The following is a 24,869-nucleotide window of genomic DNA, read 5'->3' as shown; positions in this document are numbered from 1 at the left end:
GGATGGAAGATGACCGTCTCGCACACCTCGGTGTTCACGCCTATGCGCGCCGAACTCCCCCCTGGTATCGACGACAAGACGTTGACCCAGATCAAGGAGGATGTGGTCGACAATCATGTGGCCACGCCGAAGGGGAAGGATCAGGACGCGCTCGAGGCGGTCGTCGCGGATGCTCGTGCCCACGGCATCGAGCTCAGCATCGTAGTGATTCCCGGTAATCCAGGCCACGACTCCAATCTACGGGACCTGGCCACCGAGGTCGGTAAGACCGAGCACGGAACCGTTGTGGTGTTCAGCGACGACTGGGTCGGCACCTACAGCGATTCGATCAGCCGGGTGAAGCTGGAGCGGGCCGAGGACTTTTCCAAGAGCACGCAGGGGCATTCGGCGCAGGCGGCGCAGCTTTTCGTCGATCAGCTGGAGCGGCCGGAGACGTTCTCCTGGACCGTGATCACCAGTGTGTTGCTTGTCGGCACGGCGGCGCTGGTCGGCGGACTCTACTGGGTGAAGTCCCGCCGTTCTGCCGAGCGGGCTGTGCCGGTAGGGGTTTCGGGTCGCCGCGACGACCGGGACCCAACCTCGTAGCGAGCATCCGCTCAGCTACTTTTCCTGTCGGTCGGTTTGTTTTTGCCGACCGAATCCCCGTGCCCATGTGGCTATTTCTCGGCAACGGACAAATTACGCGGCTGTAGTTCTGTTGCCGGAGTTTCTTTAGTGAATGATGTGTCGTACGGTTCGAATGGTGACTGATGGGGAAAGAGTGTTCAGAGAGCTATCTGTGCACCACTGAGCGTGATGGTTCGCAGGGGGCTCGTGAGGTCAAGCCTGGTCGGGTCCTTGGGAGGTGCGATGCGCAACAACGGCGTTGCCTGTTCTCGGCGTCCACTGTGGGTCGCTCTGGGGTTGCTGGTTACTGCCGCTGTGCTCGTGACAGCCGGACCGGTCGCTGCGGTGCCGCCTGCCCCGCCCAATCCGAGCGATAGCCAGATCGCCGACGCCGGAGCACAAGTCGACGCCAGAGTGACCGAGGTCGGCGCGCTGATCAACCAGGTCGCGGTGACGGATCAGAAGCTGCAGGAACTCGACGGCGCGATCGCCCAGAAGCGCGAAGAGGTGAACAAGGCCCTCGTCGATCTGCAGGACGCTCGCGAAGCCGCCGACGCGGCCGCGGCCGCGGTGGTGCGGACCCAGCGCGAACTGAGCGACGCCGGAGCCCAGGTCGACCAGGCCAGACACAACTTCGACCAGTTCGCGGTGCAGGCGTACACCCGGCCCGCCGCGACCTCGATGGTCACCTATCTGTCCTCGGCCACCCCGGATGTCGCCCTCAGCCGCGCCCGGGTGGTCACGCTGGTATCGAAGAATCAGCAGTCGGTACTCGACTCGTTGCGCCGCGCCCAGATCGAACAGGGCAATAGGAATGCCAGTGCGCGCCAAGCGAAATCGGCCGCCGACGCGGCCGCCGCGGTGGCCGAGCAGAAGAAGACCGACGCCGAAAACGCCGTCGCCGCCGTAAAGGCCGAACAAGATCAGCAGGCGGCGCAGCGGGAGGGCCTATTACGCGAGCGCGCGGTGGTGCAGGGCCGTCTCGACCAGGCGCGCGCGAATGTGGCCGGGCTGCAAGGACAACGCGAGGCCTATCTGGCCTGGGACGAACAGCGCAAGGCCGAGGAGGCCGCCATCCGTGCGGCCGCCGCGGCCGCGGCCGCCCGTGCGGCCCAGGACCAGGCCGCCAAGGACCGCGCGGCACAGGCGGGCGAGGGTAATCGGCCGCATATCCAGATGGACGGTTCGCCGTCGCCGCGCCAGACCCGCCCGCGTGTGACCACGCCGTCCATCGGCGGCTCCGAGGCGATCGAAACCGTGGTCGATCGGGCCATGTCGCAGCTGGGTGTCGTCTATGCCTGGGGCGGTGGCGACGAGGACGGGCCGACCCTCGGCATCCGCGACGGCGGTGTCGCCGACAGCTACGGCGATTACAACAAGGTCGGCTTCGACTGCTCCGGTCTGATGATCTACGCCTTCGCCGGCATCGGCGTCTCACTGCCGCACTACAGCGGCTATCAATACAACGCGGGCACCAGGGTGCCCGTCGCCGAGCGCAGCCGCGGCGACATGCTGTTCTGGGGGCCGAACGGCAGCGAACATGTTGCGCTCTACCTCGGAAACGGGAAGATGGTGGAGGCGCCGCAATCCGGCGAAGTGGTACGGGTGTCTTCGGTGCGCGAGGGCGGCATCATGCCGTACGCGGTGCGGATCGTCTCCTAACCCCTAGGCTCGTCTGGTAACCCCCAGGCTGGGCCGAACGCCGCGAACCCGACCGTGAACCTGTTGATTTGCCGTGATCTCGGGTCCGGTTGCGGCATATGCGGCCATTACCTGGAATAGTTGTGGCAGCACGCACAGGACCAAAGCGAAAGCGGGGATGTTGGTGACTTCGACGGACGGTGTGAGCGGGGCAAGTTTGGCGAAAGAGGCCGCTGCTCCCGCACCCAGCACCCTGGAGCGTGACGTCCAGACCCTGGAGAAGGCGATATACGAGGTCAAGCGCGTTATCGTCGGCCAGGACCGGCTCGTCGAACGGCTGCTCGTCGGGGTTCTCGCACGCGGCCACGTACTGCTCGAGGGTGTGCCGGGTATCGCCAAAACCCTTGCGGTGGAGACCTTCGCCAGGGTGGTCGGCGGTTCGTTCGCCCGCGTCCAGTTCACCCCCGACCTGGTGCCCACCGACCTGATCGGTACCCGCATCTACCGCCAGGGCCGCGAGGAATTCGATACCGAACTCGGCCCGGTCGTGGCGAACTTCGTGCTCGCAGACGAGATCAACCGCGCGCCGGCCAAGGTGCAGTCCGCACTGCTCGAGGTGATGGCCGAGCGGCACGTGTCGATCGGTGGCAAGACCTATCCGATGCCCGATCCGTTCCTGGTCATGGCGACCCAGAACCCGATCGAGAGCGAGGGCGTGTACCCACTGCCCGAGGCGCAGCGCGACCGCTTCCTGTTCAAGGTGGTCGTCGACTATCCGTCGGTGGAGGAAGAGCGCGAGATCATCTACCGGATGGGTGTCACCCCGCCGGAGGCCAAGCCGATCCTCGAGCCGTCCGAATTGATCCGCTTGCAGAAGGTGGCCGCGAATACGTTCGTGCACCACGCGCTGGTCGACTACGTGGTCCGGGTGATCGCGGCGACCCGCAAGCCCGGCGATTTCGGCATGCAGGATGTGGCGAGTTGGATCGCCTACGGTGCCTCGCCGCGCGCCAGCCTCGGCATCATCGCCGCGGCCCGTGCCGTCGCGCTGATCCGCGGCCGCGACTATGTGGTGCCGCAGGATGTCGTCGAGGTGATTCCGGATGTGCTGCGCCACCGGCTCGTGTTGTCCTACGACGCGCTCGCCGATGAGATCAGCCCCGACGATGTGATCAAGCGCGTGCTGCAGACAGTCGGCCTGCCGCAGGTCGCGCCGCAGGCGGTCGCACCTCGAGGAGCCGGGGCACAGCCGCAGGCCGCACCCGTTCCGGCCGGGTCGCCCGCCATGGGTCCGCACGGGGCGCAGCCGCCGATCCCGCAGCCGCCCGCCCCCCAGGACGCGGTGCCGCAGCCGCCGGTCGCGCAGATGTCTCCGGCCGCCGGCAATAACCAGCCGAAGTGACCTCGGCATCGGCTGTGCCTGATTTTCCACAAGACGGGGTTCCACCAGTGCCGATGTCCCCACATGCACCACCGTCTTTCCGATCGGGCGAACTGTCCGACCCCAAACTGACCGCAGCGCTCAGAACGCTGGAACTCACCGTCCGTCGCCGGCTCGACGGTGTTCTGCACGGCGATCACCTCGGTTTGATTCCGGGCCCCGGCTCGGAGCCGGGCGAGGCAAGGACCTATCAGCCGGGCGACGATGTGCGCCAGATGGATTGGTCCGTCACCGCCCGCACCACCCATCCGCATGTGCGGCAGATGATCGCGGACCGGGAACTCGAGACCTGGATGGTGGTCGATTTGTCGGCCAGCCTCGACTTCGGTACCGCGCTGTGCCAGAAACGCGATCTGGCCGTCGCGGCCGCCGCGGCGATCACCCACCTCACCAGCGGCGGTGGCAATCGGATCGGTGCGGTCGTCGCGACCGGTGAGCAGTTGACCCGCATTCCCGCGCGCAGCGGCCGGGTGCACGCGCAGTCGATGCTGCGCGAGATCGCGACGACGCCGCACGCCCCCGACGGTGTGCGCGGCGATCTGCGCGAGGCGATCGAATCGCTGCGCCGCCCGCAGCGCAAGCGCGGACTCGCGGTGGTGATCAGCGACTTCCTCGGTGATATCAACTGGCAGCGCTCACTGCGCGCCATCTCCGCGCGCCACGATCTGCTCGCGGTGGAGGTGCTCGATCCGCGCGACCTGTCGCTGCCCGATGTGGGTGATGTGGTGCTGCACGATCCCGAGACCGGGCGCACCCGCGAATTCAGCGTGACACCTTCGCTGCGTGCCGATTTCGCGGCCGCCGCCGAGCGGCATCGTGTTCAGGTCGAACAGGCGCTGCGTAGTTGCGGCGCACCGGTGCTCACCCTGCAGACCGATCGGGACTGGATCTCCGACGTGGTCCGGTTCGTGTCCACCCGGCGCCACGCATTCGGCGCCCCGAGCGGACGGGCGCCGCGCCAGTGAGTATTTCGCATTTCACCGCGCTGGTCTGGCTCGGTTTTCTCGCCGTGGTCGTACTGATCGCGTTGGGCTATATCCTCGTTCAGCGCAGCCGCCACCGGCACATGTTGCAGTTCACCAATATGGAGCTGCTGGAGAAGGTCGCCCCGTCGCGGCCGAGTCCGATGCGGCATGTGCCGATCGCGTTGATGCTGGTGGGTCTGGTGTTCCTCACCATCGCGGCCGCGGGGCCGACCGCCGTCAAGAAGGTGCCGCGCAATCGCGCGACAGTCGTTCTGGTGATGGACGTTTCGCTGTCCATGGAGGCGACCGATGTGCCGCCGTCGCGACTGAAGGTGGCGCAGAAGGCCGGTAAGGAATTCGTCGACGGGCTGCCGCCCGGTATCAATCTCGGCTTCGTCACCTTCGCGGGCACCGCTTCGGTGATGGTGCCGCCGACGACGAACCGCGAGGCCGTCAAGGCGGCCATCGACAACATCAAACTCGCCGAGCGCACGGCCACCGGTGAGGGCATTCTCACCGCGCTGCAGTCGATCGACACCATCGCCACCGTGCTCGGTGGTGCGGAAACGCCACCGCCCGCGCGCATCGTGTTGATGTCCGACGGTAAGCAAACGGTGCCCGACGACAAGGATGTCGACAATCCACGGCACGGTTTCACCGCGGCCCGCCTCGCCAAGAACAAAGGCGTTCCGGTATCCACGATTTCGTTCGGCACGTCATGGGGCACGGTGGAGATTCCGGATCAGGACGGTAAAGGCGCCCAGCGCGTCAAGGTGCCTGTCGACGACGATGCGCTGCGCGAGATCGCCAAACTCTCCGGCGGCGATTTCTATACCGCCTCGAGCCTGACCGAGTTGACCGCGGTCTACGACACGCTCGAAGAGCAGATCGGTTACGAGATGACCAGGGGCGATGCCAGCAGACCGTGGCTTTTGCTCGGCATGCTCGTTGTCGCTGCCGGTGTAGTTACCGGCTTGCTCTATCGTCAACGCCTGCCGTAGTCGTCAATGCCCGCCGTCGCGACGCGCCCGGTTCGACATAGCGCACTATGTGTGGCCCGGGCGTGGCGCACGAACCCGAACAGATAGGTTGGTCTTCATGTCGAAAATCACATCCCGGTCGGTCCTGGTGACCGGTGGCAACCGCGGTATCGGACTCGCGGTCGCGCAGCGTCTGCTTGCCGATGGGCACAAGGTGGCCGTCACGCATCGTGGGTCGGGGGTTCCGGACGGTCTGTTCGGTGTGAAATGCGATGTGACGGACAGTGATTCGGTCGATGCCGCCTTCACCGAGGTGGAGCAGCATCAGGGGGCGGTCGAGGTGCTGGTCGCCAATGCGGGCATCACCGACGACACCTTGCTGATGCGGATGAGCGAGGAGCAGTTCACCAAGGTCATCGATGCGAACCTGACCGGTGCGTTCCGCTGCGCCAAGCGTGCCAACCGCGCGATGCTGCGGGCACGCTGGGGTCGGATGATCTTCCTGGGCTCGGTGGTCGGTCTTGCCGGTCAGGCCGGACAGATCAACTACGCCGCGTCCAAGGCCGGCGTCATCGGTCTGGCTCGCTCGGTCACCCGTGAACTCGGTTCGCGTTCGATCACCGCCAATGTCGTCGCGCCCGGCTTCATCGAGACCGATATGACCGCTGAGCTGCCCGACGATCTGCGCGATATGGCGAAGAAATTCATTCCGCTGCAGCGGTTGGGCGAGCCCGAGGATGTCGCGGCCGTGGTCAGCTTCCTCGCTTCCGAGGATTCGCGCTACGTGTCCGGCGCGGTGATCCCGGTCGACGGCGGCATGGGCATGGGCCACTGACCCAACCGACAGCCGGCGTGTTCGGCGGTCGCGTAACCAGTTGAACTTCGATTACAGGAGAACCGAAACCCATGGGCGGATTGCTCGAAGGCAAGACCATCCTGATCACCGGCATCATCACCGATTCCTCGATCGCGTTCCACGCGGCGGCAGTCGCGCAGGAGCAGGGCGCGAAGGTGATCATCACCGGCATTCCGGAGCGGCTGCGGCTGATCGATCGGATCGCCAAGCGGCTGCCGCAAGAGGTCGCCCCGGCCATCCCGCTCGATGTCACCAACGAGGACGACCTGGTCGCGCTCGCCGATAAGGTCCGGGAACTCGCACCGGTCGGTCTCGACGGTGTGCTGCACTCGATCGCCTTCGCGCCGCGCACGCTGATGGGCCCGGAGGCGCGTCCGTTCCTGGACGGTCCCGGTCCGGATGCGGCCAAGGCCTTCGAGATCTCTGCCTGGAGCTACGCCTCGCTGGCCCGCGCCGTGCTGCCGGTGATGAACGAGGGCGGTTCGCTCGTCGGCATGGACTTCGATCCGCGCACCGCGATGCCGTTCTACAACTGGATGGGTGTGGCCAAGGCCGCGCTGGAGTCGGTGAACCGGTATGTGGCGCGCGAGGTCGGCACCGCCAAGCGGATTCGCTCGAATTTGATCGCCGCGGGCCCGATCAAGACCCTCGCGGCCAAGGCCATCGCGGGCACCGCGACCGATGATGCCGCCAAGCTGAACCAGCTCAACGCCTACTGGGACGGCGCGTCGCCGATCGGCTGGGATGTCGACGACCCGACCGTGGTGGCGAAGTCGATCGTCGCGCTGCTCTCGGACTGGCTGCCCGGCACCACCGGTTCGATCATCTACGTCGACGGTGGAGCCAGCCACAACACCTGGTTCCCGGAGAACATGTCGATCAACTGAGGTAATCCGAAGGGAGACACCGTGGTTCGGGCCGCCGACGCCCTGCTGCTGCTGTCGTTCGGCGGTCCCGAGCGGCCCGAGGACGTGATGCCGTTCCTGGAGAACGTCACTCGGGGGCGGGGCGTGCCGCGCCCACGTCTCGAGGAGGTCGCGCAGCATTACCTGCACTTCGGCGGTGTCTCCCCGATCAATGCGCTCAACCGCGACATCATCGCCGCGGTGGAGCGCGAATTGGCCGGTGCCGGAATCGAATTGCCGGTGTACTTCGGTAACCGCAACTGGGATCCGATGGTCGAGGATACCGTCGCGCGCATGGCGGCCGACGGTGTGCGGACGGCATTGGTATTCCCGACCTCGGCGTGGGGTGGGTACTCCGGCTGTCTGCAGTACGACGAGGACATCGCAAGGGCGCGTGCGGCTTTCGGGCCGGATGCGCCGGAGCTGGTGAAGTTGCGGCAGTACTTCGATCATCCACTGTTGATCGAGGCGTTTGTTGCGTCGATTCGCGCCGCGGTGGATGCGCTTCCGGCCGAGCGCCGGGAAGGTGCTCGACTGGTGTTCACCGCGCACTCGATCCCGGTATCGGCCGATATTTCCGCGGGACCGCCCGTCGATGGTGGTCGTCTGTACAGTCGTCAAGTCGCCGAGGCCGCCCGATTATGCGCCGCCGCAACGGGATTCGCCGATTATGACCTGGTGTGGCAGTCCCGCTCCGGGCCACCGCGGATCCCTTGGCTCGATCCGGATATCGTCGATCATCTCGAGGATCTGTCCGGCAAGGGTGTGGATTCGGTCGTGGTCTGCCCGGTCGGATTTGTCTCCGATCACCTCGAGGTCATCTGGGATCTGGACAACGAAGCCAGGGAGAAGGCCGAGGAACTCGGCATGGCGTTCGTCAGGGCCGCCACCCCCGGCACCGATCCCCGCTTCGCCCAGCTGGTCGTCGAACTGATCACCGAGCGCCTGACCGGTAGCCCGCCGCGCCGACTCGGCGACATTCCGGGTTATGGGTGCACCGTGAATGGTGCCCCCTGCGCAATCGACTGCTGCACCCCACCGCGACGGCCTGCCGCGGCAACGTAGCTTCGAAGTGGGCGTCCGCCGTCAAATCGTCGCGCGTCGCGCACCGCGGCGCCGTGGACGCAGCTGATACAGGCGGTACCAGGCCAGCGCCAGGAAGACTGCCGCCAGCCCGGCGACGACTCCCATATCGAGCAGCCACGTGCCGATGCTGTGTTTCCACAGCGGGTCGGCCGCGCCCGAGTGCGGTGAGAGGGTATCCAGGTCGATGGTGGCGGCTCCGGCGGCGAACCCCCAACGGGCAGGCGCTATGTAGGCCAGTTGCTCCAAGCCGAAGGTGCCGGGTAGCCGCACCAGCCCGCCGGTGAGCACCAGCTGTGCCATCGACAGCACAATCAGCAGCGGCAGTGTCTTCTCCGAGGTGTTCACCGAGACGGACACGAGCAAGCCCAATACCAACGACGCGATGCCGAGCAGCGCCATCGCCAGGATCAGCTCCAGCTCGACAGATGTGAAGAGCCCCTTGGGCGGCATATCGACACCGATGAGGCCGATCAGCACAAGCGCCGCCGACTGCAGGGCGGTGATCACGCCCAGGACCAGCAGTTTCGACATCAAATAGACTCCGGCCGACAGGCCTGCCGCGCGTTCTCTGCGGTAGATCGTCTGTTCCTTGACGATCTCGCGAATCGAGTTGCCGGTGCCGACGAAGCACGCACCGAATGCCAAAACCATGAGCTTTGTCGGGGCGTCGGTATTGGATCCCGGCGCCCCGGCGAATCCCTGGCCAGACGGGATCGCAGCGATCAAGCCACCGAGTAGCAGGGGCATCACCCCAAGGAGGGCCAAATAGCTGCGGTCCGAGGCGATCACTGCCAGATATCGCCGGCACAGGGTGCTGAGCTGGCTGAACTTGGACTGCTGTGCGGGCGGCGGCGCGGGTGTGTGTACTTCCGTTGGGCCGACGTCGTCGGTCAGCCCGACCGCCACGTAGTTCTCGAAGCGCGGCGAAGTACGGAACTCATCTGCCCAGTCGCGGTCTTCCTCGCGGTCGAACGCCTGGAACACCTCGGCCCAGCTGGGCTGCGCGAACTGCTGCAGCCCCTCGGCGGGCGGCCCGTAATAGGCCAGCCGACCACCGGGCACCAGGACCAGCAGGCGGTCGCAGGAATCGAGATTCGCCACGCTGTGGGTGACGACGATGACTGTCCGCCCGTCGTGTGCCAATTCCGACAGCATTTCCATGACCGTCTTGTCCAGGCCCGGGTCGAGGCCGGAGGTCGGTTCGTCGAGGAACAACAGGGACGGTTTGGTCAGCAACTCCAGTGCCACGCTGACCCGTTTGCGCTGCCCGCCCGAGAGTCGATCGATGCGAGTATCGGCGTGCCGCGTCAAACCGAGCTCGTCGAGGACCTCGTCGACCCGCTGTTCGCGCTCCTCGGCGCGCGTATCGCCAGGGAAGCGCAGCTCGGCCGCGTAAAGCAATGCGCGCCGGGTCGGAAGCTGGTTGTGCAGGATGTCCTCCTGCGGGACGAGTCCGATGCGGTGCCGGAGTTCGTCGTAGTCGGTGTACAGGTCGCGTCCGTCGTAGCGGACCGTCCCCTCCGTCGCGGGCCGCAACCCGGTGACCGCGCCGAGCAGTGTCGACTTGCCCGCTCCGCTCGGCCCGATGACCCCGACAAGTGAGCGTTGCGGAATGGGGAAGCTGACCCCGTCGAGGAGCACCTTGCCCTCGGGAGTCCGCACGGTGAGGCTCTGCACCGAGACCGATACGTCACCTGTGTCGACGAACTCGCGCAGTTCGTTGCCCACCAGCCGGAACGTGGTGTGGCCCATGCCGATGAGATCGAATTCGGACAGGTCCGCGGCGTCGATCCGGTGGCCGTTGACGTAGGTGCCGTTGTGGCTGTCGAGGTCGACGATCCGGTATCTGCCGTCGCCGATCGTGCGCAGCTCGGCGTGATGGCGGGAGAGCATGAGGTCGTGCGCGACGATATCGTTGTCCGCCGCGCGTCCGATCCGAAGTGTGGGCGATGTGATCTGGACGATCGCGCTGGGGCGGGCCACCGACGGTGACGTTCGCGAAACTCGCCTGGACCGACCCGCGTGGAACCTCGTGATCGTTGCTTCATCGGCGAGGTCGTAGCCCGGATCGGAGACGATCATCGTGTCTACCCCGATATCGTCATCGGACTTTCGGCCGGTTCGGTCTTCTTGCCCTTCCAGGGAACAGGCCAACTGCTCGCCGTCCACGGCGTGACCGAGCTGGAACGTCTCGTCATGGTCGATCAGCATCCGCTCGACGCGGTGACCTTCGAAAAAGGTGCCGTTGAGGCTGCCCGCATCCTCGATTTCCCAACCGTCCGCACCGCGCTCCAGCACGGCATGTACCGAAGACGCGCGTGGATCGGTCACGATAATGTCGGATGCCGGATCGCGACCGACGTTGTACGCCGTCCCAGCGCGTAGCCGATAGACGCGTTCCCGGGTCTGCACCACAAGAACCGGCGTCCCGGGGGATTCGATGGAGGACTGGTGATCCGCCATGACGCGAGTATACGACTGGACCGCAGCCTCTCGGCAATGTTCGACTACCTCGCAATTCCGGTCGTCAGCAACCCGCCAGCACAAACACCTGTTCGGTGTTGGGTGTCGACGACGTAAACCGCGGTCCAGGCTGACGTCGGCACCCGAGGACCAGTTCAGGCAGGCTCCGTCGCGGTGTTGTCGATCAGAAGCTGAGGGTGGTGAGGTAGGCGTAGACACCGGGATACCCAGGGCGGGCGCTGCCCTTGCCCCATGAGGTGAGCCCGATCAGGCGGCCCGCGACGAGAAGTGGATCGCCGCTGTCGTATTCGGCGGTATCGGCGTCGGGGGATCCGGCGCAGAGCATATCGGCGGGGTCGAAGGCGGAGCCATAGGCGACAGCGCACGTGGCGTTGGAGACGATCGGGACGGGTGCGGAGCGCAGGAGCGTATTCGAAGTGTCGCTCTCGGAGGTCGCGCCCCAGCCGACGATGGTGCCGGTGTCGCCGTATGCGCGCGGATCGCCCTGTGGCGCGGCGATTTCCAGGAACGGGCCCGGTCTCGGCTCGTCGAGGACGAGGATCGCGAGATCATTGTGGTGCACGGTCTCGCCCTCGAAATCGGATTCCCGGAAATCCGGGTCGATGCGAATCTCCTTGACTCCCACGGTGATTCCGTCGTGCGAGCGCAGGTCGGTGCGGCCGAAGGTGACGGTGATCGCCTGCGGCAGCAGCCGCGCCACATCGACGCAGTGCGCAGCTGTCACAACCCGATCGGGCGCGATGAGCGCACCGCCGCAGAACTGCCCGGATGGTCGGAAGACGTAGAACGGGCTGCCGACGGCGGCGAGCCACGGGTAGGCGCTCGTCTCGGTGGTATTTCCGCCCACGATCGCCGTGGCGGGAACGGCAGGGGCGCCGACGGCGACGATGAATGCGGCGGTTATCGCCGCGGCAATGCGAGATATGCGAAACATGGCGCCTCCCGGACGATTCAGGCGATCGCTCGGCCTATTCAACCAGAGGATGCCGGTGTTCTCGCGCCTACGGGACCGGTGGCCGCCTCGCGCCGGTGCTTTACGAATTGCCGCGAGCCGCCGCGTGTACCGCCACCAACCGTGCAGCACGGATCGCGTCCCACAGTGGGCGTAGGAGGTCTTCCTGCGCGCCGATGGCAGTGGCGGAAGTGGGGGAGGAGGCCGGTTCGCGTTGGGCGACCGTGAGGATGGCGGCGACGTGGTCGGCGCTGTCGAGGATTCGCCTGGCGCGCAACGGGATCGAATCCGGATAGTCGTGGCGGGAGTAGTCCGCGAGTTCGGCCTCGATGAGTTCGCGTGGGTCGGAGTCGACGGCCGCGCCGGCGGCGGTGGTGTGCAGGCGCATCAGGGCGTCGGCGGCATCGCGCACCGCTTCGCGCATCGTGTATTCCGCCTCGCCGAGCGACATATCCTGGCCCGGCGCGGCCGGAATCGGGGTGCTGTAGACGGTCCACTGCAATGTGTCGTCATCGGGCCACTGCGGGATCAATCCGGTGCCCTCCTCGCCCGGAACGCCGAACAACATTCCCTCGCCCGCCTCGATGGCATCAGCGGCGAAGGCCGTTCCGGTCGGCAGTCCGCGCACATCGCCGGGCACCGGCAACACCAAGCGCAGCTGTGCACCGGGTTGTGCCATCGCCTCGCGAATCACCTTGAGTAGCGCCATGACTCCGGTGCCGGACAGATTGTCGCGAGAAGACCACGGCAGGTCGTCGCGGCCGCCGGTCAACGGATCGCCTGCGGCGATGGTGTGCCGTGGCGCCCAGGCGTACAGCGCCTCGAGGATGTCGTCGGGCGCGCTGCAACCGGCCAGCCAGGAGCCGGCCCACACCGTCAACGTGGCACTAGGAGAGCACATAATTATCGAGCATAAAGGAGGGTTGCGACTCGGGGGCGGCCATGCCGGATACCTCGGTGAGCTGCGCGCATCGATCCGCCACCCGGTACCGCGAGTACCACAACGGCGGATGCGCCGCCGCCGTCGGCGTGCGGGCCGAATTCCGCGGAGTGGGACATGATTTCAGCGAATGGACCCGATATACCGGTCACTCCGGTTCGGTGACGAAGTCGATGAGCCGCTCCACCGCGCCGATCAGGGGGGATTCCAGATCACGGAAGGATTCGACCGCGTGGTAGACCCGCCGCCACCCCTCCTGCGGTGTGCCCCAGTCGAGACGACGGCAGATGCCGGTCTTCCAATCCTCCCCGCGCGGCACCTCCGGCCATGCCGCGATACCGACCGCGGCAGGACGCACAGCCTGCCAGATATCGACATAGGGATGTCCGGTGACCAGCACATACTTACCGAGGCCGGTGGTCAGCTGGGTTTCCTTGGAACCGGTGACCAGATGGTCGACCAGCACACCGACCCGTCGACCCGGTTCGGGCGCGAATTCGGTCAGCCGCTCGGCCAGATTGTCCAGACCCTCGAGATGTTCGACCACCACGCCCTCGACCCGCAGATCGTGCCCCCAGACCCGCTCCACCAATGCGGCATCATGGACGCCCTCCACCCAGATCCGGCTCGTCTTCGCGACCTGCGCGCGCAGCCCCTCCACCCGAGTCGAACCCGATGCCGACCGGGTCGGCTTCTTCGGGGCCGCGGCCTTGGGCCGGACCAGCGTGACGGGCGCACCGTCGATCAGGAATGCCGCCTCGCGCAATGCGAACAGCCGCACGGCACCGCGCGCATCCTCCAACTTGACGAATTCGCCGTCGTAGCCGCGGTCGAATCCGACCACGGCACCGCAGAATCCGGTCGCCGCATCCTCCACCACGAGGTCGCGTTCGGCGACGACCGTCGGCACGGCCCGCTTGTTCGATCGCGAATGTCCGGAGAAGATGTCGCCGCCATACATGTCACGCCCGCTCACCCGCCCGAAACTAGCACCGCCGGTTCGGGTTGCGGCGCAAGCGAGTTGGTGTGCCGGTCACAGACTATTGGCGAACAGCGCGTATTGCGCCGCCACTTTCTGCCGAACGTCGGCTTCGTTATCGCCGTTGACGTTCGCGACATAGCGCTTATAGGTGACGTAGCAGCTGTGCTTGTACTGCTTATCGGTATCGCCGCGCCGATTGAGTCGCTGGCAGATCGCGCCGGGCACATCCTTGGGCGCATCGATCGGATCGTATTCGTCACCGGAACGCGCGATGAGTTCGTTGACCAGACGCGGCCCCGAAGCCTCGTCGCGTACTCGATAGACGATGGTGTCGTCCGCGATCGCCCAGGCGTCCAGCCCGGTTTCGTCGATCATCCGCTGCGAGGTGGCCTGATTGGTGGCGGTGTGCACGACGATGGCCGGGCCGTACACACTGAATTCGCGCAGGTCGAGCGTGTGATTGCGGCGGTCGCGGACGACAGCGCGGGCCAGCAGCCCATCCGGATCGATCTTCAAGTCGTCGAGCTGGTCCAGGGGGGTGGCCCGGAACTTGTCGACGACGGCGAGTTCGGCGTCGAAGGTGTTGCCGAGCCAGCCCAGTAGATCGCGTTCATCGGCCTTGGGTCGCTGGATGAATACCTGCAGGACGAATTCCTTATCGGCGATGAAGGATCCGATATTGGCGACATCGGGCCGCCAGTGGGTGTGCGCATTGGGATATTTGTCCAGCTCGAGCCGCTTGTTCTGATCGGGTGCGACCGCGAAATCGGCGGCTTCGAGTTCGCGTGCCGCCTGTTCGGCCTCGGTCGCGTTGGGGAAACGCATCAGCAGTTGCGAGATGATGGTGACGTCCGGGCTGGGGCCGCGCTGATCGATCTGGAACGGCTCATAGGGGCGGTCCGCACCGACCGCGCCGTAGGCGGCCAGCATTTTGTGGCGTTCGAGCACCGGTATCGACGCGCTGCCGGTGTAGTAGTCGGCCGCTTCCTGGTTATCGGATACGACGCCACCGAGCACACCGAAGGTCAATTTCGGATCGATACGGCTCGTCGCTACCACCGCCTCGGCCATCCGAATGCCTTCCAGCAGTGCGCCGTTGCCGTGCGCGTCCTGGTCGTAGTGGTATTTGTCGACCGGATAATCGCCGATCTCCAGCTTGCGAACATCGGGTTCGGCCGCGACCGGTATACCGGCGATGCCGCACCCGGCCAGCAGACCCGCTACCGCTATGCAGGCAGCCGAAATGAGGGTGCGTGATCTCCGAAACATCCCAGGCTCCTCGTCCTTCGTCCGCGATGTTGTTGCGATTACGGATGCGGAGCCGGTTTGGTTCAGCGGATTGCCGCTGGGTCGGCGCTTCGACCGAAATCAATAGGCGCACAGTCGTTTCGGTTTCGATGGCTGAGCAGTCCGACAAAAGACGCGTCGAACCGTCGCCGGTGATCTCGAGTTTGTCGCGCCCCAGAAGTGGTTCGGACCACTACAGTGGGGCTGTGGCCGCAATCGTTTGGCTGGTCGCGGGCCTGCTGCTCGCGGCGGCGGAGATGCTCACCGGGGACCTCACGCTGCTGATGTTGGGCGTCGCCGCGCTCGGCACAGCGGGAGTCGGTGCGGTGGCCGGTACCGGACTGGTCGCCGACGCGGTGATCTTCGCGGTGCTGGCGCTGATCCTGCTGCTCGGGGTGCGGCCAGTTCTCCGGCGCCGCTTCGGAACTCCGCCGCCGATCCCGACCAATGTCGATGCGCTGCCGGGCAAGCAGGCGCTTGTGCTCGAACCGGTCGCCGAACACAGCGGCCTGGTCAAAATCGGTGGCGAAGAGTGGACCGCGCGGCCGTTCGATTCGACGGTCGAGTATCCCAAGGGGACGACGGTATACGTCATGAAGATCGACGGCGCGACCGCCGTCGTCTGGAAGGAGCCGTAAATGGCTGTGCTCATCGTTGCCGCCGTGCTCGTGCTGTTGGTCGTGGTGGTGGTCTTCAAATCGATCGCCCTGGTGCCACAGGCGGAGGCGGCCGTCATCGAGCGATTAGGCCGATATTCGCGCACAATCTCGGGCCAGCTGACATTCCTGGTGCCCTTCGCCGACCGGATCCGCGCGAAGGTCGATCTGCGCGAGCGGGTGGTGTCCTTCCCGCCGCAGCCGGTGATCACCGAGGACAACCTGACCCTGCATATCGACACCGTCGTGTACTTCCAGGTGACGAGCCCGCAGGCGGCGGTGTACGAGATCAGCAACTATATCGCGGCCGTCGAGCAGCTCACCGTGACCACCCTGCGCAATGTGGTCGGCGGCATGACCCTGGAGCAGACGCTGACCTCCCGCGATCAGATCAACGGTCAGCTGCGCGGGGTGCTCGACGAGGCTACCGGGCGCTGGGGGCTGCGCGTCGCGCGGGTCGAACTCAAGAGCATCGATCCGCCGCCATCGATCCAGGAGTCGATGGAGAAGCAGATGAAGGCCGACCGCGAGAAGCGTGCCATGATCCTCACCGCGGAGGGCACCCGCGAATCGCAGATCAAGACGGCCGAGGGCGCCAAGCAGGCGCAGATCCTCTCCGCCGAGGGTGCCAAGCAGTCCTCGATCCTGGCGGCCGAAGGTGAACGGCAGAGCCGGATTCTGCGCGCCCAGGGTGAACGGGCCGCTGCCTACCTGCAGGCCCAGGGCCAGGCAAAGGCCATCGAAAAGGTCTTCGCCGCAATCAAATCCGGCAAGCCGACGCCGGAACTGCTTGCCTACCAATACATGCAGACGCTGCCGATGGTCGCCCGCGGTGACGCGAACAAGGTGTGGCTGGTGCCGAGCGATTTCGGCAAGGCGCTAGAGGGCTTCGCCCAGAACTTCGCGACCAAGGGCGAGGACGGCGTATTCCGTTACGAACCCACCCCGGTCGACGATGTGGAGAGCAAGCCGGAGGACGATTCCGATGTCGAGGGCTGGTTCGATACGGCTCGGGATCCGGCCATCGAACAGGCGGTGCGCGCGGCGGAGGCCGATGCCCGCGCTTCGGTGGAGGGCGTGGCGACTCCGGTGACCCGAACCCAGCCCTCCCCACACCAGCCGGTAATGCCAGCTCGGCAGGAGACCCCGCCGCAGCAGATTCCGCCGCACCAGCCGCCGTACCGCCCGGACGGTCCGCAGGGACAGTCCTGGCAGCCGCCGTCGCAGTAGCCGCGAATACCCGGACCTTGTCGAGATCCGGGGGGTTCTTGCTCGTTGCCTACGGCGCGAGATCGATGGTCAGCGTTGCCAATTGGAGTGCGATGGCGCAGGGATCGGGTGTTGTCGTATGGGAATTGTTTTGCACGCGCCAGACGATGGTGCCGTTGTCCGCGGCTGCGACCGCGCAGTCACCAGGATCCTGTGGACTGCGGATATAGAAACCGGTCGCGGTGACGGTCGCACCGAAGATCTGTTCGGTGATCGTCAGATGTTCGGTCTGGAAACCGTCGTCCTCGGCCCGCTGCCATGTCTGCTGGAGCGATTCGCGGTCGGTGTAGGTGAAAGTCAGGTCGGATTCGTCGGCGCCGCGTTGTGCCTGCCAGACGCAGACCGGTGGACGGTGGCGGGTGGTGAGGGTGTCGGCCTGCGTGGCCCGGCTGATCTGCTCTTCGGTCAGCGGTGTGCAGTTCGCGAATGAGCCGGCCGCAGGGGTGGCGGAGGGATGGGCGTCCGGTGCGGCCTTATCTGAACAGCCGGTCAACAGTCCGGTGGCCGCGAGCACGGCCAGTCCGCTACGCACACGGAATGCGGTCACAGCCGCTCCCTTCCTCGAACGCCGAGCCTCGGCCACTCGTCGAGGCTACCGGCCGGTCCGCGGGCGGGGCGGTCTTGCCGCGGTGACCTGGTCGGCGCCCGCTGGGAAAATGGTTCGGCGTGGCATCGGGTGCGCCGCAATACTCACGGTCCACAAGGACAGGAGGGATTGCGCATGGCTGATTCGGGGGTATTGCCGCTGCTCGATCGGGTTGCCCGTGGTCGTAGGCGCGGCGATCGGTCGGGCGCGTGCGGACCTGGTAGGGGCGGATCCGGTGGTGCGGCGCTCAGAGCGTGCGGATTTCCAGTCGAACGTCGCGCTTGCGGCCGCGAAGCGGGTGGGGTGCGGCCCGCCGAGTTCGCTGCGGAATTGGTCACGGCGTTGGGTTCGGGCGATGGCCTTTGCGCTGAGGCTGTGATCGCGATCTCGGTGATGGGTGTCGTTGCCGGGGTGTGAGCAGCCACCGAACGCGCCGGATCGGTACCGAAACACCGCCGCGACGGACTACCGTGCGCCCATGACGATTGCCGGACCGGCCGCCCGCCATCTGCGGCCACGGGCTTGGATCGCCCCGATCGCCGTGGTCACCCTGCTCATGTCACTGCTGGCCACGATGTATCTGGCATACGTGGTCAATCCGACCAAGAACCTGCACGATTTCCCCGTCGCACTGGTCAATCAGGACGACGGCGACACCCTGGGCGGCAAGCCCGCCGATGTCGGCGATCAGATCACCGACGCTCTCGTCGCGAGCCTGCCCACCGACAAGATCGACCTGCGGGTCGTCGGATTCGGCGAGGCGCAACGGCAATTGAGCCAGGGCAAGGTCTACGGTGCGATCGTCATCCCCAGTGACTTCACCAAGCGGCTGGCCATTCTCGGCGCGGCCGGTGTGGTGCCGGGCAAGGTCGAACAGCCGATCATCACGGTGCACACCAACCCTCGGGCGGGCAGTTTCGCCACCGGGGTCATGCAGCGCATCGCCGATCAGGCGTTGACTCGCGTCGACGAGACAGTCGGCAAACAACTCACTGATACCGTGCAGACCCAGTTGCAATCTGCCGGGGGCGGCCAGGCGCCACAGCTTGCCGGTGCCAGCCAATTGATGCTCGCCCATCCGATCCAGGTGGTGGTCGATCCCTATCGGCCGCTGCCCGAGGGCACCGGACAGGGTCTGTCCGCATTCTTCTACACGATCATGGTGCTGCTCGCCGGATTCACCGGCGCGATGATCATCCACGCGATGACCGATTCCGCCCTCGGTTTCGCGCCCACCGAATACGGCCCGTGGTACGTGCACTATCCGGCCGCGCCGATCTCCCGCTTCCGCACCCTGCTGTTGAAATGGGCGATCCTGATCGTCACCGCGCCGATCGTCTCCGCGGTATTCCTCGGTGTCGCCGCGGCATTGGACGTGCCGCTCGATCATCCGCTCGCGCTGTTCTTGTATTGCGTGCTCGCGATCATCGCGGTCGGTGTGACCGCGCTGTCGGTGCTGGCCGCGCTCGGCACCGCGGGTCTGCTGGTCAATCTGATCCTGTTCATCGTGCTTGGCCTGCCGTCCTCGGGCGGTAGTGTGCCCATCGAAGCCACGCCGACGTACTTCGAGTGGCTGGCCACCTTCGAACCCATGCACCAGGTCTTCCTCGGATTGCGCGCCATCCTCTACTTCAACGCCAACGGTGCCGCCGGACTCGCGCGTGGAAGCTGGATGGCGGTGCTCGGTTTGGGCATCGGCCTGGTCGTCGGTGCCCTGGTGACCCAGTATTACGACCGAAAGGGCTTGCACCGCAAACCCGCCGAGCAGGCGGCCGCGACGGAATGAGCGTTGCGGGCATGGGCTGAGCGATCGAGCCATTGGAACGCTCACAATTCGTACCTGACGTTGTGCTCATGACCTTCGATATCGGCGTGATCCTCCCGACCTCCACCCCCGATCCGGCGCATCCGATCCTCGGCGATGCGCGGGCCGCCGCCCGCCTCGCCGAACAACTCGAGCTCGAATCCGTTTGGTCCACCGACCATCTCGTGGCCAGCGCGCCCATGCTGGACAGCACCGTAACGCTCGCGACCGCTGCCGCCGTCACCGAGCGGATCCGGATCGGCTACAACGTCATGCTGCTCGCACTGCGCCCGGTGGCGTGGGCGGCCAAGCAGATCAGCACGCTCCAGTACGTATCGGCGAACCGGTTGCTGCTCGGTGTCGGCACCGGAAATCCGGCGCACGGCGATATCGGTTGGCGCGCGGCCGGTACGACATTCGAGAACCGCGGTCGGCGCACCGATGAGGCGCTGCGGGTGCTGCCAGATCTCGTCACCGGTTCGACCGCGACGGTCAACGGCGTCGACGTGGCGCTGGCACCCGGATCGACGATGCCGCCGGTCCTGGTGGCGGGCAATGGGACTCGGGCGCGGCGGCGGGCGGCCGAATACGCCGACGGCTGGATCACTCTGCAGCCGGGCCTGGACCAGTTGGCCGCCGAATTCGACGAATTGCGGGCGCTGGCAGCAGGATTCGATCGCTCGGTGCCAGCGGTGACCGTGGTCGCGCCTGTATTGCCCGCCGATCATTCGGCGGCTGTCGCATTGCTCGCCGCCCACCGGGACGCCGGCGTCGAACGCGTCATCCTCGCTCCGACCGGCCCCGAATGGCAGCACGATTACGAGAGTGCCGCGAAACTCCGTGCGGCACTGTAACTACAGCTGCGTCAACCGCAGCTTCAACGCATCGGTGATTATGGCTCGGGCGGCTTCGCCGTACCGGGCCTGCCGGTGCAGCGCGGCCCACGTCTTCTCGTAGTACGCGAGTTCGCGTGGCTGGGTGATGGTCAGACCCGCCGAGATGGTCTCGACCTCCGCGACGCGTTTGTCGAGCAGTACGAAACATGTTGTGGTGTAAAGGAAGTTCGCCGTCCGCGGAATGATGCCGAGTGCGAGCCGGGGCAGCGGCATCACATCGATGAGACGTTCGAGCTGACCGGCCATCACCTCGTTATCGCCGACCGTGGTGTAGAGCGCCTGTTCGGCCAACAGGATGCTGATCCGATGGGTGCCGTGATGCAGAATCCGTTGGCGCGCGATCCGCGCCGCCACCGCGCGATCGATATCGTCGATACCGCCGACGAAGTCGATACAGGTCTCGAGCACGGCTCTGGCATAGGGTTCGGTCTGCAACAAGCCAGGGACGACTGCGTTCTCGAAATTGCGGATGGTGGTGGCGCGCGCCTCCAACTCGATGCGGCGGCGCTGCTGCTGGGCATGTCCGGTCGCGGCGATGCGCCGCCACTCCTGCCAGAGCGCCTCGATATTCGCCAGTGCCGCACGCAGATCCGGCAGCAGCAGTTCGGCGCCGCACAGTCGACACCACTCGGCCAGATCGCTATCGCTCGGCGTCTGCTTACCGTGTTCGATGCGCGACACCTTGGCCGAATGCCAGCCAGCATCGGCGGCGAGCTGCACGCCGGTCAGATGTGCGGCCTTGCGCACTTCGCGTAAGCGTGCTCCGAAGGCTTGCCGGGACTGCTCGACACCGGTCATCCACTCCGCCCGCCGGGCATATAGTCGTGGTGCGGAATTGCTTTGTTCCACAGTGTATCTCGTACTGTTGTGCAGCGCGCGACCAACACGGGGTCGGTGGTCACCGCGGCCCCCGCCAGATCGCCGGTCTTGGTGAAAATCGTAAAGGCGACCGTATCGTCGAGCAGCCACCATTCGTCGTCGGTGTATTCCGAGGGATCGGCGAGATGCCTTGGCAGCCAGCGGATATCCTCGCCGTAACGCTGATTGCGATCGGTGAGCGCGTGCAGGAATCGCACGTAGTCGGTGAGCGGCTCCGAGACCACCCGAACGCGCCGGATCGGCACACCGCGTCCGGCGACCTCGCTGGTGAGCTCCTCCCAGGCCCGCCACGACGGTGGATAGGACTCCTCCTCGAACGGCGGAAGGCCCGCGAGCACACGGCGCATCGGTTCGGTCTCGTCGGAGACCTGGGAGTGATCATCGGACACCTCGAGATGGAAAGCGTCGCTTCGGGTCTCGCGAATGAGATCGTTGGTTTCCTCGATGCTGAAGAAGAGCATTGCATTACCATTCCCACGGGCTCTGTCCGACCGGGACCGCGACCGCGGTTTCGTGCTCGGGAATACGCATATGTGCCAAGGCATCCGGATCGGTGATCGGCTGTCCGGCGAGGGTGAAGGAACCGTGCCCGGAATCGAGCAGCGGAGCGCCGATGTAGGTGCCGGGCTGCAGCCAGCCGAGCAGCATGTGCGGGATCTCGACGCGGTTCGCGTCATGGGCCACCCGGTAGCCCTGCACGAGATATAGATGTCGATCCTCATCGATCCACAGCCGGGGCGAGCCGGTGTTGTTGGTGGGTCCGCCGAGCAGTTGTATACGCATCAGAGTGGCCTCGTCTCGCGTGGGTATTGCGCTGGCTGCACACAATCGTCACGGGTCAGCGTCAAATGGGTCAACAACTTCCGCAAATCCCCGCAAAACCATGGTGCCGCGCCCGGCCACTTTTCTACCGTTCTCGGTGGGTGCTGGCAGACAGGTTTGGTGACATGAGCGGGTCGGTAGCATGGGAGGTTGTCGGGCGGTTGGCAAGCGAAACGGGGTTACTCGGCAACGGGGTGTCGACCAAACCGTGGGCGATCGGGTTCGTGCGGTGGGATATTTCGGGATCGATGGTCGATCACGATGTGCGGGTGACCCGCTGCTGCGCGGCTCGGATGGGTTACGGCCTGGTCCCGATGACGGTGGGGCCGCAGGGCGACCCGGTCGCGCGGCTGCTCTCGGCCATCGCGCGCTACGGTGCACATGCGGTCATCGTGCCGAGCAGAGAGCACATCTGGGCGTCGCGGCGCGCGGTCACCGAGATCTGCGATCTGGTCGTCGTCGCGGGGGACACGGTGTGGGAGCGCGGTCATCAATGGCCGCGGTGGTTCGCGCGCTGATCCTTACCTCGCGCGTAATCGACTCCGTGATCGGCGGCGGGCAAGGTTGAGGTATCCGCCGGCGCGCGGTGGCATCGCGGGCATCCTCGGGCAGGTGGCATCGACGACCAACTGGCACCCGGCTCGGTCGCGCCCGGACGCTCGCACCCGATACCGTCTGAGACGGTTCGGGCAATAGTTCTGCGCGATCGCGCTGCCTCCGCGGGCGTTGGTGAACGTCGGATGAATCCGGTTGCGCCTGTGGCGAACACGCTGCACCGGACGATGTGGCGGAGGATGCTGGAGAGGGCGGCCCAAATATCGAGTGCGCGCCCGATGAGCAGGATGGTGGTCAGCGTGGACGACGAGTCGGTCCCGTTGTCGGGTCCGGAAGACACCACACGGCAACAGGATCTGGATGATTCGGCGATGGACGCGTACTCGCGGTCGGTCATCGCCGTCGCGGCATCGGTAACACCACATGTCGCGAGTGTCCGGACCCGTCGGGGGAGCGGATCCGCGGTGGTCTTCAACGATGACGGATTCCTGCTGACCAACGCGCATGTGGTCGGCTCGGCGAGCAGCGGCGATGTGGTGTTCGCGGACGGTGTGGAATCACGCATCGACGTCGTCGGCATCGATCCGCTCTCCGATCTCGCGGTCCTGCGCGCCCGCGCCGGTGCGCCGGGCGCGGTGGTGCTCGGCGATGCCGACAAGCTGGTGGTCGGCCAATTGGTGGTGGCGGTCGGGAGTCCGCTGGGGTTGGCGGGCTCGGTGACCGCGGGCGTGGTGAGCGCGCTGGGGCGCGCTGTCCCGGTCGCCTCCCGCCGGGCCGGTCGGGTGATCGAGGACGTGATCCAAACCGATGCCGCCCTTAATCCGGGCAATTCCGGTGGCGCACTTGCGGATTCGTCGGGTCGGGTGGTCGGTGTCAATACCGCGGTCGCGGGCGTCGGACTCGGCCTCGCCATCCCGATCAACGCCACCACGCGTCGCATCATCAGCACCCTGCTGAAAGACGGCCGGGTGCGCCGCGCCTACCTGGGCCTGGTCGGCGTTCCGGCTCCATTGCCCGCACCGGTCGCCGCCCGGACCGGCCAACATGCCGGTGTCCGCATCGTCGAAGTCGTCCGCGGCGGCCCCGCCGATCACGCGGGGCTGCGCCGCGGCGACCTCGTACTCAGCGTCGCCCGCTCGGAAGTGGCCGACGCCCAGGGCATCCAACGCCAACTCTTCGGCGACGCCATCGGGGTCTCGATGCCGGTGACGGTATTGCGCAACGGCGCGATGGTCGATGTCTTCGCCATCCCGATCGAGTTGACCGTGGATTAGCTCAGGTCGTCATCGGCCCCACGGTCGGATGACGTCGTCGGCTAGATCTTCGCGGGGGTCTTGATTCCAGTTGTCGTGGTTATTGCCGTTCGGCCCTGGTTCGACTGCGTGTACCGCCATCGTTCGTCACCTCCCTTCGAGCGGTAGTTGCTGTTGCGGATTAGCCGTCCGCGAGCAACCGCAAACCGGAATCGATGCAAGGCGTGCATACGCCGCTCGGTCGTCAGTCGGTCACGGTGACCGGGGCGGTCTCGAGATCCGGCTCATGGGTTTGCGACCAGCGCGCATCGACGATCAAACCGATGATGCCGATGGCGATGAGCACCCCGGAGACTACGAGCATGCCGGGGTGGGTACGTCCGGTGAGCGCGTCGCCGAGGATGACGGTGCCGATGGTCCCTGGAAGGATGCCGATGACGGTGGCGATCAGGTATGGCCAGAAGCGGATCGAAGAGAGGGCGCAGCAGTAGTTGATCACCGAGAACGGTGCGAAGGCGATCAGGCGCAGCGAGCCGACGGCGAGCCAGCCGCGGCGTTCGAGGCGTTCATCGATGGACCGGACCGCCGGATGGGTGAGGTGGGCGGCCACTCGATCGCGATCCAGCGCGCGGACGAGCAGAATCGCGAGTGCGGCGCTGACCGTGGTCGCCGAGGCGGCAAGGACGACGCCGAGCGCGGGTCCGAACAGGACGCCCGCGCTCACCGTCAGCACGGTCCGCGGGATCGGAGCCACCGTGACCAGCGCATGGACCACGAAGAACAGCAGTGGGAAGATCGGGCCGACCGAGGTGGCCCAGTCCTGCATCTGCTGCGGTGTCGGTAGTGGGACCAGCATGGCCGCAATGAACAGTGCCGCGCCACCGACGAGCAGGGCCAGGATGCGTGGGTCACGGATGAGCCTGAGCACCGCGCAAGGTTACCCGTTGGTAGTGGCGGCCACGGTCAACCGGCTGCGGAGCTGCCGCTAGCATCGAAGGAAACGGGACGAATGCTCGTTAACCGA

Annotated in this window: 24 protein-coding genes; 14 read left to right on the top strand and 10 right to left on the bottom strand. The window is 66.1% G+C overall.

Annotated features, from left to right (window positions below; genetic code table 11):
- Positions 1-9: 9 nt before the first annotated feature.
- From ACQPXH_RS18045 to ACQPXH_RS18010, 8 genes are all read left to right on the top strand, one after another.
- The gene (locus tag ACQPXH_RS18045) at positions 10-585 is read left to right on the top strand and encodes an Rv1476 family membrane protein (protein ID WP_433597691.1); all 576 of its coding nucleotides are present in this window, start codon (positions 10-12) and stop codon (positions 583-585) included.
- Between the two features lie 264 nt (positions 586-849).
- Positions 850-2,268: an NlpC/P60 family protein gene (locus tag ACQPXH_RS18040; RefSeq protein ID WP_433597690.1), complete on the top strand. Its 1,419-nt coding sequence runs from the start codon at positions 850-852 to the stop codon at positions 2,266-2,268.
- A 157-nt stretch (positions 2,269-2,425) separates the two neighbouring features.
- On the top strand, positions 2,426-3,649 hold the full coding sequence (locus tag ACQPXH_RS18035) for an AAA family ATPase (protein WP_433597689.1): 1,224 nt from the start codon (positions 2,426-2,428) through the stop codon (positions 3,647-3,649).
- A 53-nt stretch (positions 3,650-3,702) separates the two neighbouring features.
- Positions 3,703-4,653: a DUF58 domain-containing protein gene (locus tag ACQPXH_RS18030; protein WP_327101666.1), complete on the top strand. Its 951-nt coding sequence runs from the start codon at positions 3,703-3,705 to the stop codon at positions 4,651-4,653.
- Positions 4,650-5,654: a VWA domain-containing protein gene (locus ACQPXH_RS18025; RefSeq protein ID WP_357472199.1), complete on the top strand. Its 1,005-nt coding sequence runs from the start codon at positions 4,650-4,652 to the stop codon at positions 5,652-5,654. The genes ACQPXH_RS18030 and ACQPXH_RS18025 overlap by 4 nt, the downstream gene beginning before the upstream one ends.
- Before the next feature lie 97 nt (positions 5,655-5,751).
- Positions 5,752-6,468 carry a 3-oxoacyl-ACP reductase FabG1 gene (gene fabG1 / locus ACQPXH_RS18020; RefSeq protein ID WP_433597688.1) on the top strand — a complete coding sequence of 239 codons (717 nt, stop codon included), beginning with the start codon at positions 5,752-5,754 and terminating at the stop codon, positions 6,466-6,468.
- A gap of 71 nt (positions 6,469-6,539) precedes the next feature.
- Positions 6,540-7,376 carry an NADH-dependent enoyl-ACP reductase InhA gene (gene inhA, locus ACQPXH_RS18015; RefSeq protein ID WP_433597687.1) on the top strand — a complete coding sequence of 279 codons (837 nt, stop codon included), beginning with the start codon at positions 6,540-6,542 and terminating at the stop codon, positions 7,374-7,376.
- 21 nt (positions 7,377-7,397) lie between these two features.
- Complete coding sequence (locus ACQPXH_RS18010; protein ID WP_433597686.1) at positions 7,398-8,459, top strand: ferrochelatase; 1,062 nt, start codon at positions 7,398-7,400, stop codon at positions 8,457-8,459.
- A 21-nt stretch (positions 8,460-8,480) separates the two neighbouring features.
- Here the strand turns inward: ACQPXH_RS18010 and ACQPXH_RS18005 are convergent, their stop codons facing one another.
- The 5 genes from ACQPXH_RS18005 to ACQPXH_RS17985 all read right to left on the bottom strand — a co-directional run bounded on the left by ACQPXH_RS18005 (position 8,481) and on the right by ACQPXH_RS17985 (position 15,107).
- Positions 8,481-10,943 carry an FHA domain-containing protein gene (locus tag ACQPXH_RS18005; protein ID WP_433597685.1) on the bottom strand — a complete coding sequence of 821 codons (2,463 nt, stop codon included), beginning with the start codon at positions 10,941-10,943 and terminating at the stop codon, positions 8,481-8,483.
- Positions 10,944-11,127: 184 nt separating this feature from the next.
- The gene (locus ACQPXH_RS18000; RefSeq protein ID WP_433597684.1) at positions 11,128-11,898 is read right to left on the bottom strand and encodes a S1 family peptidase; all 771 of its coding nucleotides are present in this window, start codon (positions 11,896-11,898) and stop codon (positions 11,128-11,130) included.
- 100 nt (positions 11,899-11,998) lie between these two features.
- Entirely contained in the window at positions 11,999-12,817 is an 819-nt protein-coding gene (locus ACQPXH_RS17995; RefSeq protein ID WP_433597683.1) for a hypothetical protein, read from the bottom strand.
- A 187-nt stretch (positions 12,818-13,004) separates the two neighbouring features.
- Positions 13,005-13,832, bottom strand: a complete 828-nt coding sequence (locus ACQPXH_RS17990) for a DUF3097 domain-containing protein (RefSeq protein WP_433597682.1) — start codon at positions 13,830-13,832, stop codon at positions 13,005-13,007.
- A gap of 57 nt (positions 13,833-13,889) precedes the next feature.
- A complete protein-coding gene (locus ACQPXH_RS17985; RefSeq protein WP_433597681.1) occupies positions 13,890-15,107 on the bottom strand; it encodes a DUF7373 family lipoprotein in 1,218 nt (405 codons plus the stop codon).
- A gap of 224 nt (positions 15,108-15,331) precedes the next feature.
- Between ACQPXH_RS17985 and ACQPXH_RS17980 the strand changes: the two genes are divergently transcribed.
- Together ACQPXH_RS17980 and ACQPXH_RS17975 are read left to right on the top strand one after the other, a co-directional pair.
- Positions 15,332-15,763 carry an NfeD family protein gene (locus tag ACQPXH_RS17980; RefSeq protein WP_433597680.1) on the top strand — a complete coding sequence of 144 codons (432 nt, stop codon included), beginning with the start codon at positions 15,332-15,334 and terminating at the stop codon, positions 15,761-15,763.
- The gene (locus ACQPXH_RS17975) at positions 15,764-17,011 is read left to right on the top strand and encodes an SPFH domain-containing protein (RefSeq protein WP_433597679.1); all 1,248 of its coding nucleotides are present in this window, start codon (positions 15,764-15,766) and stop codon (positions 17,009-17,011) included. It abuts the gene before it with no gap.
- Positions 17,012-17,060: 49 nt separating this feature from the next.
- Here ACQPXH_RS17975 and ACQPXH_RS17970 read toward each other — a convergent pair whose 3' ends face one another.
- On the bottom strand, positions 17,061-17,597 hold the full coding sequence (locus ACQPXH_RS17970; RefSeq protein WP_433597678.1) for a DUF3558 family protein: 537 nt from the start codon (positions 17,595-17,597) through the stop codon (positions 17,061-17,063).
- Between the two features lie 517 nt (positions 17,598-18,114).
- Between ACQPXH_RS17970 and ACQPXH_RS17965 the strand changes: the two genes are divergently transcribed.
- Together ACQPXH_RS17965 and ACQPXH_RS17960 are read left to right on the top strand one after the other, a co-directional pair.
- A complete protein-coding gene (locus tag ACQPXH_RS17965; protein ID WP_433597677.1) occupies positions 18,115-19,422 on the top strand; it encodes a YhgE/Pip domain-containing protein in 1,308 nt (435 codons plus the stop codon).
- Positions 19,423-19,490: 68 nt separating this feature from the next.
- Positions 19,491-20,294, top strand: a complete 804-nt coding sequence (locus ACQPXH_RS17960; RefSeq protein WP_433597676.1) for an LLM class flavin-dependent oxidoreductase — start codon at positions 19,491-19,493, stop codon at positions 20,292-20,294.
- Here ACQPXH_RS17960 and ACQPXH_RS17955 read toward each other — a convergent pair whose 3' ends face one another.
- From ACQPXH_RS17955 to ACQPXH_RS17945, 3 genes are read right to left on the bottom strand one after another with little or no spacing between them, the layout of a single operon-like run.
- Entirely contained in the window at positions 20,295-21,134 is an 840-nt protein-coding gene (locus tag ACQPXH_RS17955) for a helix-turn-helix domain-containing protein (RefSeq protein ID WP_433597675.1), read from the bottom strand. It abuts the gene before it with no gap.
- Positions 21,131-21,676 carry a DUF6879 family protein gene (locus tag ACQPXH_RS17950; RefSeq protein WP_433597674.1) on the bottom strand — a complete coding sequence of 182 codons (546 nt, stop codon included), beginning with the start codon at positions 21,674-21,676 and terminating at the stop codon, positions 21,131-21,133. Before ACQPXH_RS17950 ends, ACQPXH_RS17955 begins: the two co-directional genes overlap by 4 nt.
- A 4-nt stretch (positions 21,677-21,680) precedes the next feature.
- Positions 21,681-21,998, bottom strand: a complete 318-nt coding sequence (locus ACQPXH_RS17945; protein WP_040691888.1) for a hypothetical protein — start codon at positions 21,996-21,998, stop codon at positions 21,681-21,683.
- A gap of 164 nt (positions 21,999-22,162) precedes the next feature.
- Here ACQPXH_RS17945 and ACQPXH_RS17940 point away from each other — a divergent pair, with 164 nt between their 5' ends.
- Together ACQPXH_RS17940 and ACQPXH_RS17935 are read left to right on the top strand one after the other, a co-directional pair.
- Positions 22,163-22,555: a hypothetical protein gene (locus tag ACQPXH_RS17940; protein WP_433597673.1), complete on the top strand. Its 393-nt coding sequence runs from the start codon at positions 22,163-22,165 to the stop codon at positions 22,553-22,555.
- Positions 22,556-22,963: 408 nt separating this feature from the next.
- On the top strand, positions 22,964-23,866 hold the full coding sequence (locus tag ACQPXH_RS17935) for a S1C family serine protease (RefSeq protein WP_433603493.1): 903 nt from the start codon (positions 22,964-22,966) through the stop codon (positions 23,864-23,866).
- Positions 23,867-24,089: 223 nt separating this feature from the next.
- Here the strand turns inward: ACQPXH_RS17935 and ACQPXH_RS17930 are convergent, their stop codons facing one another.
- On the bottom strand, positions 24,090-24,773 hold the full coding sequence (locus ACQPXH_RS17930) for a TVP38/TMEM64 family protein (RefSeq protein ID WP_433597672.1): 684 nt from the start codon (positions 24,771-24,773) through the stop codon (positions 24,090-24,092).
- Positions 24,774-24,869 lie beyond the last annotated feature (96 nt).

This window comes from Nocardia sp. CA-135953 (assembly GCF_050955735.1).
Lineage (GTDB): Bacteria > Actinomycetota > Actinomycetes > Mycobacteriales > Mycobacteriaceae > Nocardia.
Note: the sequence above shows the minus strand (reverse complement) of the source record. Positions and strands in the feature narration are given on the sequence as shown.

What these genes read in the sequence shown, in the direction of transcription:
- ACQPXH_RS17995 (WP_433597683.1), bottom strand. Translation starts at nt 12,817, where the DNA reads ATGTGCTCTCCTAGTGCCACGTTGACGGTGTGGGCCGGCTCCTGGCTG.
- ACQPXH_RS17965 (WP_433597677.1), top strand. Translation starts at nt 18,115, where the DNA reads ATGACGATTGCCGGACCGGCCGCCCGCCATCTGCGGCCACGGGCTTGG.
- ACQPXH_RS17935 (WP_433603493.1), top strand. Translation starts at nt 22,964, where the DNA reads ATGGACGCGTACTCGCGGTCGGTCATCGCCGTCGCGGCATCGGTAACA.
- ACQPXH_RS17940 (WP_433597673.1), top strand. Translation starts at nt 22,163, where the DNA reads ATGAGCGGGTCGGTAGCATGGGAGGTTGTCGGGCGGTTGGCAAGCGAA.
- ACQPXH_RS17975 (WP_433597679.1), top strand. Translation starts at nt 15,764, where the DNA reads ATGGCTGTGCTCATCGTTGCCGCCGTGCTCGTGCTGTTGGTCGTGGTG.
- ACQPXH_RS18000 (WP_433597684.1), bottom strand. Translation starts at nt 11,898, where the DNA reads ATGTTTCGCATATCTCGCATTGCCGCGGCGATAACCGCCGCATTCATC.
- ACQPXH_RS17985 (WP_433597681.1), bottom strand. Translation starts at nt 15,107, where the DNA reads ATGTTTCGGAGATCACGCACCCTCATTTCGGCTGCCTGCATAGCGGTA.
- ACQPXH_RS18040 (WP_433597690.1), top strand. Translation starts at nt 850, where the DNA reads ATGCGCAACAACGGCGTTGCCTGTTCTCGGCGTCCACTGTGGGTCGCT.
- fabG1 (WP_433597688.1), top strand. Translation starts at nt 5,752, where the DNA reads ATGTCGAAAATCACATCCCGGTCGGTCCTGGTGACCGGTGGCAACCGC.
- ACQPXH_RS18045 (WP_433597691.1), top strand. Translation starts at nt 10, where the DNA reads ATGACCGTCTCGCACACCTCGGTGTTCACGCCTATGCGCGCCGAACTC.
- inhA (WP_433597687.1), top strand. Translation starts at nt 6,540, where the DNA reads ATGGGCGGATTGCTCGAAGGCAAGACCATCCTGATCACCGGCATCATC.
- ACQPXH_RS17950 (WP_433597674.1), bottom strand. Translation starts at nt 21,676, where the DNA reads ATGCTCTTCTTCAGCATCGAGGAAACCAACGATCTCATTCGCGAGACC.
- ACQPXH_RS17945 (WP_040691888.1), bottom strand. Translation starts at nt 21,998, where the DNA reads ATGCGTATACAACTGCTCGGCGGACCCACCAACAACACCGGCTCGCCC.
- ACQPXH_RS17955 (WP_433597675.1), bottom strand. Translation starts at nt 21,134, where the DNA reads ATGACCGGTGTCGAGCAGTCCCGGCAAGCCTTCGGAGCACGCTTACGC.
- ACQPXH_RS17960 (WP_433597676.1), top strand. Translation starts at nt 19,491, where the DNA reads ATGACCTTCGATATCGGCGTGATCCTCCCGACCTCCACCCCCGATCCG.
- ACQPXH_RS18005 (WP_433597685.1), bottom strand. Translation starts at nt 10,943, where the DNA reads ATGGCGGATCACCAGTCCTCCATCGAATCCCCCGGGACGCCGGTTCTT.
- ACQPXH_RS18035 (WP_433597689.1), top strand. Translation starts at nt 2,426, where the DNA reads ATGTTGGTGACTTCGACGGACGGTGTGAGCGGGGCAAGTTTGGCGAAA.
- ACQPXH_RS18030 (WP_327101666.1), top strand. Translation starts at nt 3,703, where the DNA reads ATGTCCCCACATGCACCACCGTCTTTCCGATCGGGCGAACTGTCCGAC.